Source organism: Actinomycetota bacterium (genome assembly GCA_030018275.1).
Taxonomy (GTDB): Bacteria; Actinomycetota; Aquicultoria; order Subteraquimicrobiales; family Subteraquimicrobiaceae; genus Subteraquimicrobium.
In genome coordinates this window covers 54324-68521 of the sequence record JASEGB010000001.1, presented here as the reverse complement: position 1 = coordinate 68521, position 14198 = coordinate 54324, and the positions used below count along the sequence as shown (strand labels likewise).

Genomic DNA, 14198 nt, shown 5'->3' with positions numbered 1-14198 from the left:
GTCTTCATAATCTCCACAATTTCAGCTAGAATTTCTGATGGAGTGAACAAATCCTACCTAAAGCTTTCTCAAGCTTTTGTCTTCATAATCTCCACAATTTCAGCTAGAATTTCTGATGGAGTGAACAAATCCTATTATGTGTTGGCCGATGCCTTCCTATCGATGCCTAGGCAAATAACGAAATACAAAAGAAGATTCCAAGATGTGGTGGTCCCTGTCATATTTGGTTTGCCTGAGGAGGAAGAGGTCGCTGTCGAGAGAAGGGAACTTCTTGAAACATTAGAGGAGAGAAAAATAGCCATGGTTAGAAAGGCGGTGAGGCAAGCGACTCTTGAGATGATAAGAGCGGAAGTACCCCCTGAGGAGAGGAGAAAGAAGCTTGCTCATGTAAGGGGAGAGGCCACGAAAGAAGCGGAGGCCATAGCCCAGGCGGAACTCGATATGTTCAGAGAGGCGATATTGAGGATGGCAGAAGCGGGGTTACCTGCGGCTGAGAGAAGAAGGAGACTTGTGGATCTCATGAGGTTGGTCGATGTACTGAGAGAAGCCGGTGCAAAGGGAGCTGAGGTCGAGCTCACCACCGGGGAGAAACTGGAGGAGATAAGAGAGGTTATAAAGGAAGCCAGCGTCAAAGTGGCAAAGAAACCCGCGGCGGCGAGTATCGATATAATTGCGGGTGTTGTCAGAGAGGTTGCGGATAGAATGGCTGAGGCGAAGGGTCCCACCGCGGAGGCTTTGGGTGTTATGATGCAGAGAAGTTTATCCGAATATAGAAAATTGGCGGAATCGAAGGTGACTGAGGAGGCAATGGATATAATATTAAAGAAAGTCACGGCGGAATACAGGCGAGTTCAAGTCGGCTATCGAGCTGTGGAGGAAACACTTTGGCACAAATCGATGGATTGGTTGAGGACGATGTTGCGTATCCTTGCGGAAGCTGTTACTGAGGAAAGGGTTCCCTGGACGGTGGAGAGGTACGTTACCCAGCGCAAAGTCGCTGAAACAAGAGCGGCTATCCGGGAGTACACTCGTGATATGAGCTTCAATGTTTTGGTGATAGTCATGATGGTGATGGTATTGGCCATATGTCTCTTTCTGATATAAAAATTTCTCACAATTTCATCTTCCCGCTAATCTTTGGCGTTGATTAAGCCGATAACTAAAATGGATTAAATTTGGGAGGAGTTATAAATGTATACAGAGAAGGAGAAGGTCAGAGTGGTGATATGTACTCCTCTTTACAGGATAGAGGGGGATATGTATATTCTGCGGGGAAGCCGCCTCACAGATATCGTAAATGTCAAGACAAAAGATTTTTTCCCCATCACTGATGCCAAGATCCTTCACGCCACTGAGGATAAAGTCTTATATAATTTAAGTTTCGTGGCCGTCAATAGAGAGGATATTATCATGATCTTTCCCTTGGAAGAATCGGGTAAAACCTCAGGCGGCGAAGATAAATAGTCCGTTCACCCTCTCCATATACCTCTCTAGCAGCTTTCTTTTTTTCTGGACAGCTGAACACTTGACCAAACTATTAAAAAACTGTATGGTAGAAAAATATTTCATATAGCCATATAATTTAAAAAAGCTCTGAAAAGCTTTGAGGGGAGTGTGATAAATGAAGAAGAGTAGGAAGAACTATCTCCGTGTGCCCATAACCATGCCCGAAGAGATGTTCAGTTACTTGGAGAATTTGAGTCTAAAATCCAAAGTTTCTGGTGGACGTAAGCTCGCCAATACAGCCATCGTTAGAGCAGCAATAAAAACTCTTATGCAACTGGATATAGATGTTACTGGTGTCAAGGATGAGGATGAGTTAAAAGAAAGAATAATGGAGGCAAAGGCTCAATACAGGGGTAAAAGGCAAAAATAGACCGGTGCCTTAGTGTAAAATAACCCTTGACCAAAAGCACATTATCATCTATAATTAATTGCAAATTTGCAAATTTTTGCAAGGTGGTCAAGGGAATGCTGAGTGAAGAAAAATTTGAATCTTTACAGCGTGTTTCCACATTTTTAACAAGACCTCAAGTTGAATTCCTCGATGACCTATCCTATCAGATGAAATTCAGTGGTGGCTATAAATTACCCAGAACGAAAATCATTCGAGCGGCTCTCTCGGTATTCATGGAGCTGGGAATCGATGTATCGGCAGTGAAAAGCGAAAAAGAATTGGAAGAAAGAATTCGAAATGGGATTAAAAGAAAGAGACAGGGGGGATAGAAATGCGAAATTGCTGGGATTTAAAGGGATGTCCGGCGAGCCACTACATAAAATGTCCAGCCTATGAGAGGCGAATAGACTGTTGGGAAATTAAGCAGGGTTGTCTATGCCATGTTTATCCCAATTGCGAGTCCTGCCCAATCTTCATTAAACACAAGGAGGAATTACGGGATAAAGGTTAAAAGCACGCCTTGCTTGCATGGCGGGCGGGCAGTAAAATTGAGATGTCTCAAAAAGGGCGAATTTGTGAGGCGAATTTGAAAGTCGGAAAAGTTCTCATCTCTCAAGAACAAATCCAATCCAGGGTTAAGGAACTTGCGAGTAGGATATCCTTAGACTATAGAGAGAAAGATCTTTTGATGGTATGCATCTTAAAAGGTGCCTTCATGTTCCTGGGGGATTTATTAAAGCACCTCTCAATTCCATTAAAAATAGATTTTATGGCCACCTCAAGCTATGGGCGAAGAACGAAGACCACCGGGAAAGTAAGGATTACCAAAGAACTTGAAGTCGATGCTCATGGAAGACACGTCCTTGTGGTGGAAGATATTGTGGATACTGGTCACACTCTGAAATTCATTCTCGATTACTTGGCCTCCAAAGAACCAGCGAGCCTCAAGGTCTGTGCGCTTCTGGATAAAAAGGAACGCCGAGAGGTACCCATAAACATAGATTATGTGGGTTTTACTATTCCCAACGTCTTCGTCGTAGGTTATGGACTTGATTATGCAGAGCGCTACAGAAATCTCCCCTACGTAGCCTCTCTCGTTGAAGAGGACTAACGGTTTTTCCCCTTCAAGTGTTTCTCCAGCCGATTCATACCTTCTGTTATGTTCTCTAGCGAGTTGGCATAGGAGAAACGAATATACCCTTCCGCATTATCTCCAAAGTCGATGCCTGGAGTGACCGCGACTTTTGCATTTTCTAGAATCTCAAGGGCTAACTTGTATGAATCATTACCAAAATGTTTTGCGTTTGCCAGGACATAGAAAGCGCCTGTGGGCTCGACTTTTATGCCGAATCCAATCTCTCTCAGCTTAGGGATGATATATTTCCTCCTTTGATTGTAGATTTTGACAATCCTCTTGACATCTGCTCCAGCTTCTTTCAGAGCGGCGATTCCCGCCCATTGAACGAAGTTATTCGCCGAAATGAAGAAGTTTTGCTGTATTTTTTGCATTGGTCTTATGAACTCTTTGGGGGCAATTACATATCCCAGCCTCCAGCCAGTCATGGCATAGGTTTTGGAAAATCCATTGAGGACAAAGGCCTCATCGGTGAATTCTAAGATGGAATGCTCTCTTCCCTCATATACCAAACCGTGGTAAATTTCATCGGAAACGACGAAGCAATTCTTATGGGCAATTTCCGCGATTTCTTCCATGACTTTCAACGATAATAGGTTACCTGTGGGATTCGATGGAGAATTGATGAAGATCGCCTTCGTTTTGGGATTGATTTTTCCCCTTATCCTCTCCGCTCGATACTGAAATCCATCCTCTTCATAGACATTGATGTAAATTGGGATGCCATCCAGGAATTCAACGAAATTGGGATAGCAAGCGTAGCAAGGGTTGGATAAAATTACTTCGTTGCCGGGATTGAGTAAAACGGAGAAGATTAAGAACATAGCTGGGGATGTACCAGAGGTTATGACTATTTGATCGGGTGCTACCTCTACATTGTATTTCCTGTAATAGTGTTCCGAGATGGCTTCCCTAAGTTCAGGGAGCCCCAGACTGTGAGTGTAACCCGTTTTCCCCTCTTTCAATGCTTTGTATGCGGCTTCTTTTATGCAATCGGGTGTATCAAAATCCGGCTCACCTATTTCCAGGTGGATGATATTTTCTCCCTTTCTCTGCATGGCTTGGGCTCTCTCTAAAATGTCCATGACGATGAAAGGTGGTATTTTTTGGGCTCTTTCCGATATCATTTTTCCCTCCCCATCATAAATTCAAAATGCAGAGGTCAAAGTGTATTATAAACACACACCTACCCCTCCCTCAATTCAGTTGCCTCTCGGCAGACAGGTCATTTTGCATTTTGATTTTTAAATTTTAAATTTGAAACTGGTGCAGTGTTTAGCATATATGGAACGGGAGAGAAAGTGCAAGAAAAAAATATTTGTGAATTTTCTTGACAAGAGTCATGTGGCGTGGTATGTTTACAATTGGCCCCAAGTAGTGGGAGGCAAATATCAAGTAGGGGAAACTCGAAAGATAGGAGCCAAAAGCTATTTGGGGCCTTAATATTCCCATCCTATTCGGATGGGATTTTCTTTCTATAATCCTTTGAGCTTCTTGATCCCGGAATTTCTTCAAGGGATCAATGATATGAGGTAAAATATGATACAAGTGGCTTATAGGTTAGACATAATTCGTCTGAGGCGAAGAAAGCAACAAATTTAGGTTCTAGGTTCGAGGTTGAAGGTTCAAGGTGTAAGGTTCATGCGCATTGGCAACACTTAATTTTTACGGTGAACCATGTAAAGCTCATAGCTCTGAAGCTCGGGAGCCCTGCCTACCGGCAGGCAGGTCAGATTTGTTTAGGGAAGTGGGATGTATTTGAGGGATTATTTAGTGAGAGCCGTTACCCCTGAAGGTTTGGGAGCAGTAGCTGCCATAACCACAAATTTGGTGGAAGAAGCCCGAAGAAAACATAGGACTTATCCCACGGCAACCGCCGCTTTAGGTCGGACTCTCACCGCTGGTGTACTGATGGGCAGTTTATTGCAGCCTCCCCAAAAGCTGACAATTCAAATTTTGTGTAATGGACCTTTGGAGGAGATAGTGGTTGAGGCGGATGCTATGGGGAATGTCCGCGGCTTTGTAAGAAGACCTCATATTCACCTTCCGATTCGAGGAGGAAAGTTGGATGTGGCCAGGGCTATGGGAAAAGAAGGAGTGCTTTGTGTGGTTAAGGATTTGGGTTTGAAAGAACCCTATACGGGATGCGTGCCCTTGATTTCGGGAGAAATTGCCAAGGATATCACCCATTATTTCGCCGTTTCGGAACAGCAACCGTCGGCGACTGTCTTGGGTGTCATGGTTGATGAGGATAACTCCGTTAAAGTCGCAGGGGGATTTCTCATTCAGCCTGTAGCTGGCGTGAGCGAGGAAGTCATCGGTGAGATCGAGGAAAATTTGAAAAATTTGCCCTCCTGTAGCCAGCTCCTTCTTGAGGAGAAAACACCCGAAGGGATGCTACAGAAAGTGTTGAAGGGTTTTACTTTGAATATCAATCAGATAAAGAATATTCAATTTAAATGTAGGTGCTCAAAGGAGAAGTGTAGGGAGGCTCTGATTGCTTTGGGGATAAAGGAAGTTGAGGATATGTTGTTCAAAAAACGGGAGGTGGAGATGTGGTGCAATTTCTGTAATGAAGAATATGTTTTTAGCCTTTTAGAGTTGAGGGATATTTTAACCGAAGTGAAGCGAAGGAAAGGTCTTCATAAAATTCATTAGTCTTAAGGGGGAATATCGATGGGTTTGGCGCAAATTTGCACAAAAATTCGGGAGAATTTCGACTCCAAGAATTTAGCCAGGGAAAAGGGACTTTCCTTTTCTCGTCAAGCCATTAGGGCTTCCAGCAACGCCATAAGAGCCATCCATCGGGGCGAATTTTCAGAGGCCGAGGAGTTGCTGGTTGAGGTGAAGGAGGCTTTGGATAAAGCCGAGAATTTACTCAAGGAGCACAAAGATATCTATTATGCTGGGTTTTTTCAAGATGCCCAAAAGGAGTATGCTGAAGCCATGGTCACTTTAGCTTTAATTCATGGGGGATCCCTGCCCGATCCAGATGAGATTGGTGTCGGGTATCCACAATTCCTCAATGGATTGGGCGAAGCGATCGGGGAGCTAAGAAGACATATCTTGGACATCATCAGGGAGGGTAATCTCAAGCGGGGTGAAGAATTGCTTAAAGTCATGGACGACCTGTACTACGCGTTGGTTTCATTCGATTATCCGGAGGCTATCACCCGCGGCTTAAGGAGAACCGCTGACATTGCTCAATCCATAATCCAGAAAACGCGCGGCGATTTGACCACAGCCCTCCGCCAGAGCGAGCTCCAAAAATCGATTGCCAGATTGGAAGAGGGACTAAAGAAGAAGTGAGGGATATCTTTTGGATATCGAGAAGGAATTGGCAGAAAGCTGAAAAAATAGGAAAAATTCAAAAGAAACTCATGAGGAAGAGCGAGGATGTAGGGGAGCAAATTTCCATCTTGGAGAAGGAGATAGATAAACTCGTCAGTGAATTAAACAAGCGCCAAGATAAATCCAAGCGCCTTGAATTGTTGACTCGACTTTGTCTTCTCTCGGAGTTGTGTTCAGCCATAGATTTTGATCGCATGATCGAAGCCCGAGAGAAATTTCAAGATTTGTTGCCTCAACATTTCAAAGAGTATTTAGCTCATCTCAAGACCATCCCTTGGCATATCTCCTGGTCGGGTTGTCTTAAGTGTCGTCATTTTTCGGGAAAGTGTAATTTAAATTTGATACCCCTTGAGGTCTCCGATAGTAAGCACGGTCTTCAGAAGACCTGTCCTTCCTGGGTTAAAAAATCGGGGAAACTATAGATGGGTCGTAAATTGTCCCCATCCTAATGGGATTTAGCTGCGACTCAACAATTTCAGCTGCCTTACATACTCCTTACCTATATCCTAAATCACCTTAGCCATTGAACCATACCCAAGTTTTTTGGTGATTTCAATTCTGTTGGGGAACATTTCCCTTAAGTCTTCCAAGTGTGTGACCACGATTATCTTTTTAAAGTCATCTTTTATTGTGGAAATCGCTTCGACGAGTCTGTCTCTCCCCTCGTTGTCTTGTGTACCAAAACCTTCATCGATGACCAGGGTTTCCAGCTTGGCGCCAGCTCTTTTGGCCAATAATTTGGATAAAGCAATCCTGATGGCGAAGTTGATCCTAAAGGCCTCGCCGCCGCTGAAGAGCTCATATTTTCTATCACCGAGTTCTCCATCGGAAATGATTAGATCCAGGGTTTCAATGATACCGCCCGTTTTCTGATTCCTTTGCGTTCTAAACCGCACATTAAATCGTCCATTTGTGAGTTTGTGGAGAAGTTTATTGGCTTCGTCTTCAATCTCCGGAATGGCATTTTCGATGATGAGAGCCTGAATCCCCTTTTTGCCAAAGGCCGTGGCCAGATCGGAGTAGATGGCAATTTCGCTTAAACATCGATCTCGCTCTTTAACGAGTTCCCCTTTTTCTACGAGCTTATTTTGGCAATTTTTCAAAAATTCTTGGTTGATTGCGATTCGATTGGAGAATTCCCTTTCCGCTTTCTTTAATTCCTCAAGTTCTTTTTCCCTTAAGCATATCTGTCTTTCCAGTTCGGGCAACCGGTTTGTCTCTTCGAGAAGCCGGGTTTCTTTTTCTCTGTCTCCTTTGAGGATCTCGATCTTTTCTTGTTTTTGTGATTCAAAGGTATGCAGGGTTTCCTTGAAGGATTCCATCTTTGTCAAGGCGTTATCCAGTTGAAACAGCTTTTGCTCATAAGGTAAAAGCTCTTTAATTTTTTCTCTCAAGTCCCCATGCTCGTCGGGGTTATAATTCAATTTTTTGAGCTCGGTCTTAAACTCTTCTAACTTTGCTAAGACTCCTTTAGCGAATTCCCCGGTATCCAGTTGCCTTTGTGAATTTTCCCGTTCCAAACATAAGGTTTTCAAAGCCTCCTCCGCTTCTTTTGCCTTCTGAAGTTGCATACACGTTTCGGTTCGCGCATTTAAGATTGCTTCTTTAACCCCTAGATCTTTCCTGATGGTCACCCCGATCTCTTCTAAAATCTCAAGTCTTTCCTCGATTTGCTCAAGTGTTGAGGTATTATCCTTCAATGAGATGAGGTATCGCTCTAATTCTTCTTTGAATTGGCCTAGAAGATTCTCGCGTTCTGCATCGGTAAGTTCCTTTTTACAAAGGGGGCACGTGGCTTCAGGAAGGCTTCCCAGCAGTTCTATCTTTTCTTCGGTGGTCTTCAGTTTTTCTTTTAATGTCTCACTCTCGCTTGTAACTTGAGACTTTCTCCGTTGAAGATTCAAAAAATCCTCTCTTAAGGTCTCCAGCCTTTCCTCTTTTTCCTTTAGAAGGGCTAGCTCTTCCTCGATTTTCTTCAATTTCTGTTCCAGGGCTTTTATCTCCGAAGCATCGAGGGAAAGCTCCATCTCCTTTCTCTTTAAATTCTCGATCTTGGCCTCAAGAGCGCTTCGGCTTTGGACATAAGTTCTCTCCGTCTCCCGCATGGCATTTAGAATTTCATTTTGGCGGCGGGATTTTTCGGCGAGTTTTTCTTCAAGAGCTCTTGAGTCTTTGAGCTCACGATGACCTTCCCTAATGCGCTCTGCATCGACGATGAGCTCTTGAGCTCGCTCGATCTCCTTCCGGCATCGCTGAATTTGAGTCTCGATGGTTTCCAGTCCCTTCTTAAGTTGGGACATCCTCATCTTAAGCTCTTTAGCCTCACAAATTTTACTCTCCAATTTCACCTTCTGTTCCCTTAAGCGTCCTAAATTTTCCTCATGGGCGGCGATATCACCTTGAAGACACCCAAGTTTGCGGGTCAAAGATTCGATTTCCCTTTTGTATTCGTCTTCCTTGGCTAATTCCTCATTTATTCTTTGGATTTGGACATTTGAGATTTGCACATCCTTCTCTCGTTCCCTTTTGCGTTCTTTCGCTCTCTCTTCCAGTTCATCGTAGAAGGAAAGACCAAGGATATCTGCGAGGATTTCCTTCCTTTGGTTGGGATTTTTGGTGGTAAAACTATCGGTTTTGCCTTGGAGGATGAAGGCTGAATTAACGAAGGTTTCATAATCCATGCGCAAAATATTGTTGATTTTCTCCTGGGTCTCATGGATCGTATCAGCGGTCAAAGATTGCCAGGCCCGCCCTGAAGGTTCGTCCTTCAGGACATCCAAGATCTGGAATTCTAACCTCGTTGAACCCCGTCCTGCCCTTGCCCGAGATCGAATGACCCTGTATCTTTGATTTTCGAGTTCAAAGGTGAACTCGACCTGCATGTGATCTTCGTGGAGGTGGATGAGATCATCGACACCCAACCCGCGCCTATCCACTCCTCGAGCCCTTCCCCAGAGACACCAGGTGATCGCATCGAGGAGAGCGGATTTGCCGTGTCCGTTGGGACCCGAAAGACAGGTCGTGTGGATGTTAGAAAAGCTCAATGGTTCTGGCATGTATTTGTAGCTCATGAAGTTGGTTAGCCGAAGTTCCACCGGGATCATGGGTTCATCGCACTCCTCAAGGTACGTTGCGGACTTGCTGGAGTTCGCCGATGAGCTCCCCAGCGAATTTAAGGAGCTCATCTCTCCTTTCTTTGAGTTCTTCCCTCGATAAGATGTATTCTTCAAGGGCCACGAGAGGTCCCGCGGACTCGGTCAAGTTGGGATTCCTCGTTCGAACATTCTCGCCTAAGGATTCGACATCCACGTAGGCAATGTAATGAGCGGAGGAAAGGCTTTTAAGAATTTCATCCCTTTGAACCAGATGTCTTAAGTGCGGAGGGACTTTTATCATCACCCTGATCACGGTGTCCTTGACATTGTGCTCGGCAATTAACCTAAGGACCTCCAAGGTAGGATTGGTCGTAAGGCATTGGATATCAAGGCTTAAGAATTCTCTCGCCGGTGTCTTTTCGAATTTGTACCGTGTCTGCCGACAGGCAGGGGTTGCACCGTTTTTGGACCTGCCCCGATGGAATCGGGGCAGGTCGATGACGCAGAAGCCCTTATCCTCCTTTTCTTCACCAAAGTCTATCCTTTCTATGCTTCCCGAGTAGACCATGAGAGGCGATTCCTCCAACACTTGGTGGCGATGGATATGTCCCAAAGCGATATAATCCCATTCATCTTTAAGCAAAGCGCTGGGTGATATGGTAAGATCATTTCCCACCATGATGCTCTGCTCAGAGCCAAGCTTTGCCGTGGATACGCTAATGTGAGCGGCAAGTATCGAGGGAATTTCGGAATTTTTTCTCACTTCGGTTGCCAGATGATCCACAACAGACTCGATCTCCTTGGCCATGATCTGATTTATCTCCTCGACCGTCTTATCCTTGTATTCATCGAGTTTTAGAAGTTGGCTCTTGGGGAAATGGGGGAGGGTTGCCACCTGGACCCTTCCTTGATGGGTGTCGATGATGTGGACCCTTGAGTCTCTGGCTACGATTACCCCCTCTACCTCTAGGGCATCGAAGACCGCCAGGGAGTGTGCGTGTTTTTCGGTATTTGGAACATCGTGGTTTCCCACCAATAGCAGAACCTTTATTCCCGCCCGGGTGAGCCTCCTTATTTGTTTTGCAAACTCCCTTTGTAGGGTTGGGGAGGGATTTTTCGTGCGATAGGCATCCCCCGCAAAGATTACCAGAGCTATATCATTCTCGAGAGCGTAATCCACACAGGTAGAGAAGGATTTCAGGAAATCCAAGATGCGCTGATTGAGTCCCGTGGCGGAATCTATCTTGCCGTAATTTTCCATTCCAAGATGTAGATCGGCAAAGTGTAGGATCCTAACTGAGTTCAATGACACCATCCCCATATATTTTTTATTTTTTCGAACAGCTGTTCGAAAAATAGCTTATCAACTAGGCGGAAAAATTTCAACCCAAATTTGAGGATAACCGAACTTTTTTACGAAGATTCCCTTATGATTTAATTTTGACTATTAACGAGTCAGGTTTACATCTTAGACATTCGAGGGGACAATTTATCCTTCTTATATACAGGAATCCATGGAAGGTTGGAGAATTTTTCCTAATTAAATCGAAAATGGATGGTGGCGGTCGAAGTGTTGTATCATAGTTACGAGGTAAGTTGGTAAAAAGGGTCAAGGGTCCATGGCTAGGGGACATGGTTCATGGGAGAGAGCTAAAATTCTTCTGACTCATGTGTTCGGAGTTTAAAGGGGGCATTATAAATGATTGGGATTGGGATTGGGATTGTAGAAGTTGTTATAAGGTTAGTTCTAGCCACCTTCCTCGGCGGCATCATAGGCTACCAGCGGGAAAGAGCTGAGAAGCCAGCTGGTTTGCGCACCCACGTTTTGGTTTGTATGGCCTCAACCTTGTTCATGCTGGTATCCGTTTATCCCTTCTCCGGAAAGCCATATGTGGACACAAGTCGAATCGCCGCGGCGGTCGTCGTGGGCATCGGCTTCTTGGGAGCGGGTGCCATTATTCAACAAGGGAGCATTGTACGGGGCTTAACGACGGCTGCAAGCGTCTGGGGAGTGGCGGCAATAGGATTGGCTGTGGGGATTGGTTTTTATGTTCCAGCTTTGGCGGCCACCGTTTTGACACTCATCGTTCTCTCCGTCTTTAAGGAAGTTGAGTTGCGAATCTTAAAGGGTCGGCGAGTTTTGACCATGATCTCGGAGGATCGACCCGGACAGTTGGGAAAGGTTGGCTCCACTCTGGGCGAGTTGGGTGTGAATATAAAGGATGTGGATTTGGAGTGCGATGAAGAGCGGAAGACTTGCACCATTAAATTGATTGTCGAAATGCCTTCGGGTGTGCATTCTGAAGAGGTCACAAAAGGGCTCTCTAAGATTGAAGGGCTGAGCCGGGTGTATTGGGAGGCATGATGGAGGTTCATGGTTCACGGCTCACCGTTCACAGAAAGATATCTTCCACAAAAGGGTGTGAGGGGAATCGAGGGACGAGGGACGAGGGACGATACATAGTGAGTGCCTGTTTGGTGGGCATAAATTGTAGATACGATGGGAAAAACAAGCTTCTGGGGAAGGTGCAAAGACTAGTCAGTCAAGGCAGGGCCATCCCCGTTTGCCCTGAACAGTTGGGGGGACTTCCTACACCGCGCTTACCCATGGAAATTCGGGATGGAAGTGGAGAGGATGTTCTCGGTGGAAGAACTGGTGTTTTCACCAAAGAGGGTGTGGATGTGACCACTCAGTGCATAAAAGGAGCTCACGAGGTTCTTAAATTGGCAAAATTGGTTGGGGCAAGGGCGGCTATCCTTAAGGCGAGAAGTCCCTCTTGCGGCTTTGGGCGAATTTACGATGGTACTTTCACCAATAATTTAAGGAAGGGAAATGGTGTGACCGCTTCCCTGCTGAGGAGGGAAGGAGTCAAGATATTAACAGAGGAAGAGCTGAATTAGGTGGACGAGTTTAAAGTGTTGACCGTGAGGTGAGATCATGAAAAATGCGATCTTCGGTATCGAAGAAGAAGTTTTCATTGTAGAGCCGGAAAAACCAACCCTTAGATCCCTTTACTATCTGGCTAGGCTGCTCTGGAAAGATCCCCGATTCTACTACTTTCATACAGCCTCCAATTTTGCTCGGGGAAGGGATATAAGACAGGGTCTGATGAGCGGAATAGAGATCAGCACCTCCATGCATCAGGATGTCGACTCCCTCATTGAAGACCTTGCCTCTCGCAGAAAAGATTTGATGGACATGTGCCAGGGCTTAATAATTCCTCTGGGTCACCTCATAAGCTACGAAGCTCCTACCAACACCTGTGCCTTGCAAATTCACATCGGTGGTGTGAAGGACCAACAGCGTGTTCACAAAAATCTCGTCCATTTTCTCCCTCTGCTCGCCCTCCTCACGGTCAATTCTCCCTATGCCGGGGGAAAATATTTCGGTCAATCCTTTAGAATTGCCAAATCTTTTGCCATAGGTTGCTTGAGATCGGATTGGGAGTATAGATTTCAGGATATAATTTTGGCTAAAAGATTGGGCACCATAGAGATTAGGATATTTGACCCCATTTGGGATTTAGGGAGGATCAGGACGCTGGTTAAAGCGATAAAGACCATAGTCGATTCCCAAAGGAATTTCGAGTCCGACATCGCCCGATATAATGAGCTTAGATTTCAAATCGCGGTACATGGATATGATAGATCTTTGGATGAGATTTACGATGAGCTGATGGAGCTATATCGTGTACCCAAAGAGCTGTTTTTAAGTACCCCTTCGGATCAAGTAAAGAGCTATTTCGAACGGAATGGTCTATTGAGAACCTACTCAGCTTTAGACAACGCTTATAGAACTGGTATTTTCGAATCTAGATCCCTTCCGGAGAAGGAACACGGAGACGCATCTTGGGAAAGTCCACTCAAAATTTGCGCCGGGTTTTTGGGTTATTACATACCGAAGTTACCCTATTGCCTTTGGAAGGCATGGAGGGAATGGTGAACAGGTTAAATGGTTATGGGCGGAGTGATTTCTAATTGTACGTTTCGAATTGGATTATTTCGTCTGTTCTTTTTTTCGTAATCTTAATCTTCGGAGCTTACTTCTATTTGAGGAAGGTGTGGTTCTATAGAGACCCTTTGAGGACCCCACCTGGGAAGGAAGGCGTAATCGTCTCCCCTGCCGATGGAAGGGTATTATATATAGAAAAGATAACAGGAGGTGAGGTTCATTCGAGGAAATTGGACCAGTGGATCAAATTAGGGGAGATCACGAAACTGGGGATGGATGAAGAAATCAAAAATGGTTGGCTGGTGGGCATCTATATGTCTCCCTTAGATGTGCATTTCAATTATTCACCCATTGCCGGAATGGTGAAAAAGGTCCTCTACATCCCAGCCAGGGTAAATTTACCCATGGTCGATTTGTGGGAATATATTAACCTTGTATTTTTTCGGAGAGTGGTAGATTTATTCGCTAAAAAATTTCACTTTTTCAACGAGCGCAACGTCCTAGTCCTGGAAGGCAAGGATATTTCCGTCATCGTCGTGGAGATAGCGGACAGATTCGTCAATAAGATCACTTGTTTCGTTAGAGAGGGAGAATTCTTAAAAATCGGGCAAAAGCTTTCCTTCATCGAGCGTGGTTCGCAGGTTGATCTCATAATTTTGCCTCCCCGGACAGGGAAGGAAAATTTGGACTTTAAGGTAAGATGCGGTGAACAGGTCTACGGGGGTCAAACAATTTTAGCCGAATACTAATGACGTTCACCGTCTACCG

16 protein-coding genes are annotated in these 14198 nt (G+C 45.0%); 13 read left to right on the top strand and 3 right to left on the bottom strand.

Annotated elements, in window-relative coordinates:
• The 6 genes from QMD66_00435 to hpt all read left to right on the top strand — a co-directional run.
• The coding region (locus QMD66_00435; protein MDI6821339.1) for a hypothetical protein at window positions 1-1104 on the top strand (1104 nt) is incomplete at its 5' end.
• Window positions 1105-1191: 87 nt separating this feature from the next.
• Complete coding sequence (locus QMD66_00430; GenBank protein MDI6821338.1) at window positions 1192-1464, top strand: hypothetical protein; 273 nt, start codon at window positions 1192-1194, stop codon at window positions 1462-1464.
• Between the two features lie 157 nt (window positions 1465-1621).
• On the top strand, window positions 1622-1876 hold the full coding sequence (locus tag QMD66_00425; GenBank protein ID MDI6821337.1) for a hypothetical protein: 255 nt from the start codon (window positions 1622-1624) through the stop codon (window positions 1874-1876).
• A 95-nt stretch (window positions 1877-1971) separates the two neighbouring features.
• Window positions 1972-2226 (top strand): hypothetical protein, encoded by a 255-nt coding sequence (locus QMD66_00420; GenBank protein MDI6821336.1) that lies wholly within the window; start codon window positions 1972-1974, stop codon window positions 2224-2226.
• A gap of 2 nt (window positions 2227-2228) precedes the next feature.
• The gene (locus tag QMD66_00415; GenBank protein ID MDI6821335.1) at window positions 2229-2408 is read left to right on the top strand and encodes a hypothetical protein; all 180 of its coding nucleotides are present in this window, start codon (window positions 2229-2231) and stop codon (window positions 2406-2408) included.
• 42 nt (window positions 2409-2450) lie between these two features.
• Entirely contained in the window at window positions 2451-3008 is a 558-nt protein-coding gene (hpt, locus tag QMD66_00410) for a hypoxanthine phosphoribosyltransferase (protein MDI6821334.1), read from the top strand.
• Here the strand turns inward: hpt and QMD66_00405 are convergent.
• On the bottom strand, window positions 3005-4159 hold the full coding sequence (locus QMD66_00405; GenBank protein MDI6821333.1) for a pyridoxal phosphate-dependent aminotransferase: 1155 nt from the start codon (window positions 4157-4159) through the stop codon (window positions 3005-3007). The genes hpt and QMD66_00405 overlap by 4 nt on opposite strands.
• A gap of 625 nt (window positions 4160-4784) precedes the next feature.
• Between QMD66_00405 and hslO the strand changes: the two genes are divergently transcribed.
• Genes hslO through QMD66_00390 form a run of 3 tightly spaced genes read left to right on the top strand, consistent with a single transcriptional unit; the run spans window position 4785 to window position 6805 of the window.
• Window positions 4785-5690 carry an Hsp33 family molecular chaperone HslO gene (hslO, locus tag QMD66_00400; GenBank protein ID MDI6821332.1) on the top strand — a complete coding sequence of 302 codons (906 nt, stop codon included), beginning with the start codon at window positions 4785-4787 and terminating at the stop codon, window positions 5688-5690.
• An 18-nt stretch (window positions 5691-5708) separates the two neighbouring features.
• Window positions 5709-6341, top strand: coding sequence for a haloacid dehalogenase (locus QMD66_00395; protein ID MDI6821331.1), 633 nt, complete (start codon window positions 5709-5711; stop codon window positions 6339-6341).
• On the top strand, window positions 6338-6805 hold the full coding sequence (locus QMD66_00390; protein MDI6821330.1) for a hypothetical protein: 468 nt from the start codon (window positions 6338-6340) through the stop codon (window positions 6803-6805). Before QMD66_00395 ends, QMD66_00390 begins: the two co-directional genes overlap by 4 nt.
• An 84-nt stretch (window positions 6806-6889) precedes the next feature.
• Here the strand turns inward: QMD66_00390 and QMD66_00385 are convergent, their stop codons facing one another.
• A complete protein-coding gene (locus QMD66_00385) occupies window positions 6890-9568 on the bottom strand; it encodes an SMC family ATPase (GenBank protein MDI6821329.1) in 2679 nt (892 codons plus the stop codon).
• Window positions 9504-10784 carry an exonuclease SbcCD subunit D gene (locus tag QMD66_00380; protein MDI6821328.1) on the bottom strand — a complete coding sequence of 427 codons (1281 nt, stop codon included), beginning with the start codon at window positions 10782-10784 and terminating at the stop codon, window positions 9504-9506. Before QMD66_00380 ends, QMD66_00385 begins: the two co-directional genes overlap by 65 nt.
• Before the next feature lie 393 nt (window positions 10785-11177).
• Between QMD66_00380 and QMD66_00375 the strand changes: the two genes are divergently transcribed.
• From QMD66_00375 to QMD66_00360, 4 genes are read left to right on the top strand one after another with little or no spacing between them, the layout of a single operon-like run.
• Window positions 11178-11843: an MgtC/SapB family protein gene (locus tag QMD66_00375; GenBank protein MDI6821327.1), complete on the top strand. Its 666-nt coding sequence runs from the start codon at window positions 11178-11180 to the stop codon at window positions 11841-11843.
• The gene (locus tag QMD66_00370; protein ID MDI6821326.1) at window positions 11843-12379 is read left to right on the top strand and encodes a DUF523 domain-containing protein; all 537 of its coding nucleotides are present in this window, start codon (window positions 11843-11845) and stop codon (window positions 12377-12379) included. Before QMD66_00375 ends, QMD66_00370 begins: the two co-directional genes overlap by 1 nt.
• 37 nt (window positions 12380-12416) lie before the next feature.
• The gene (locus QMD66_00365; GenBank protein MDI6821325.1) at window positions 12417-13421 is read left to right on the top strand and encodes a hypothetical protein; all 1005 of its coding nucleotides are present in this window, start codon (window positions 12417-12419) and stop codon (window positions 13419-13421) included.
• A 35-nt stretch (window positions 13422-13456) separates the two neighbouring features.
• Window positions 13457-14179 (top strand): phosphatidylserine decarboxylase, encoded by a 723-nt coding sequence (locus QMD66_00360; GenBank protein MDI6821324.1) that lies wholly within the window; start codon window positions 13457-13459, stop codon window positions 14177-14179.
• The last annotated feature ends 19 nt before the right edge of the window (window positions 14180-14198 follow it).

Excerpts from the sequence above, each read along its gene's own strand:
- QMD66_00430 (MDI6821338.1), top strand. The coding sequence starts at position 1,192 with ATGTATACAGAGAAGGAGAAGGTCAGAGTGGTGATATGTACTCCTCTT.
- QMD66_00425 (MDI6821337.1), top strand. The coding sequence starts at position 1,622 with ATGAAGAAGAGTAGGAAGAACTATCTCCGTGTGCCCATAACCATGCCC.
- QMD66_00420 (MDI6821336.1), top strand. The coding sequence starts at position 1,972 with ATGCTGAGTGAAGAAAAATTTGAATCTTTACAGCGTGTTTCCACATTT.
- QMD66_00415 (MDI6821335.1), top strand. The coding sequence starts at position 2,229 with ATGCGAAATTGCTGGGATTTAAAGGGATGTCCGGCGAGCCACTACATA.
- hpt (MDI6821334.1), top strand. The coding sequence starts at position 2,451 with ATGTCTCAAAAAGGGCGAATTTGTGAGGCGAATTTGAAAGTCGGAAAA.
- QMD66_00405 (MDI6821333.1), bottom strand. The coding sequence starts at position 4,159 with ATGATATCGGAAAGAGCCCAAAAAATACCACCTTTCATCGTCATGGAC.
- hslO (MDI6821332.1), top strand. The coding sequence starts at position 4,785 with ATGTATTTGAGGGATTATTTAGTGAGAGCCGTTACCCCTGAAGGTTTG.
- QMD66_00395 (MDI6821331.1), top strand. The coding sequence starts at position 5,709 with ATGGGTTTGGCGCAAATTTGCACAAAAATTCGGGAGAATTTCGACTCC.
- QMD66_00385 (MDI6821329.1), bottom strand. The coding sequence starts at position 9,568 with ATGAGCTCCTTAAATTCGCTGGGGAGCTCATCGGCGAACTCCAGCAAG.
- QMD66_00375 (MDI6821327.1), top strand. The coding sequence starts at position 11,178 with ATGATTGGGATTGGGATTGGGATTGTAGAAGTTGTTATAAGGTTAGTT.
- QMD66_00370 (MDI6821326.1), top strand. The coding sequence starts at position 11,843 with ATGGAGGTTCATGGTTCACGGCTCACCGTTCACAGAAAGATATCTTCC.
- QMD66_00365 (MDI6821325.1), top strand. The coding sequence starts at position 12,417 with ATGAAAAATGCGATCTTCGGTATCGAAGAAGAAGTTTTCATTGTAGAG.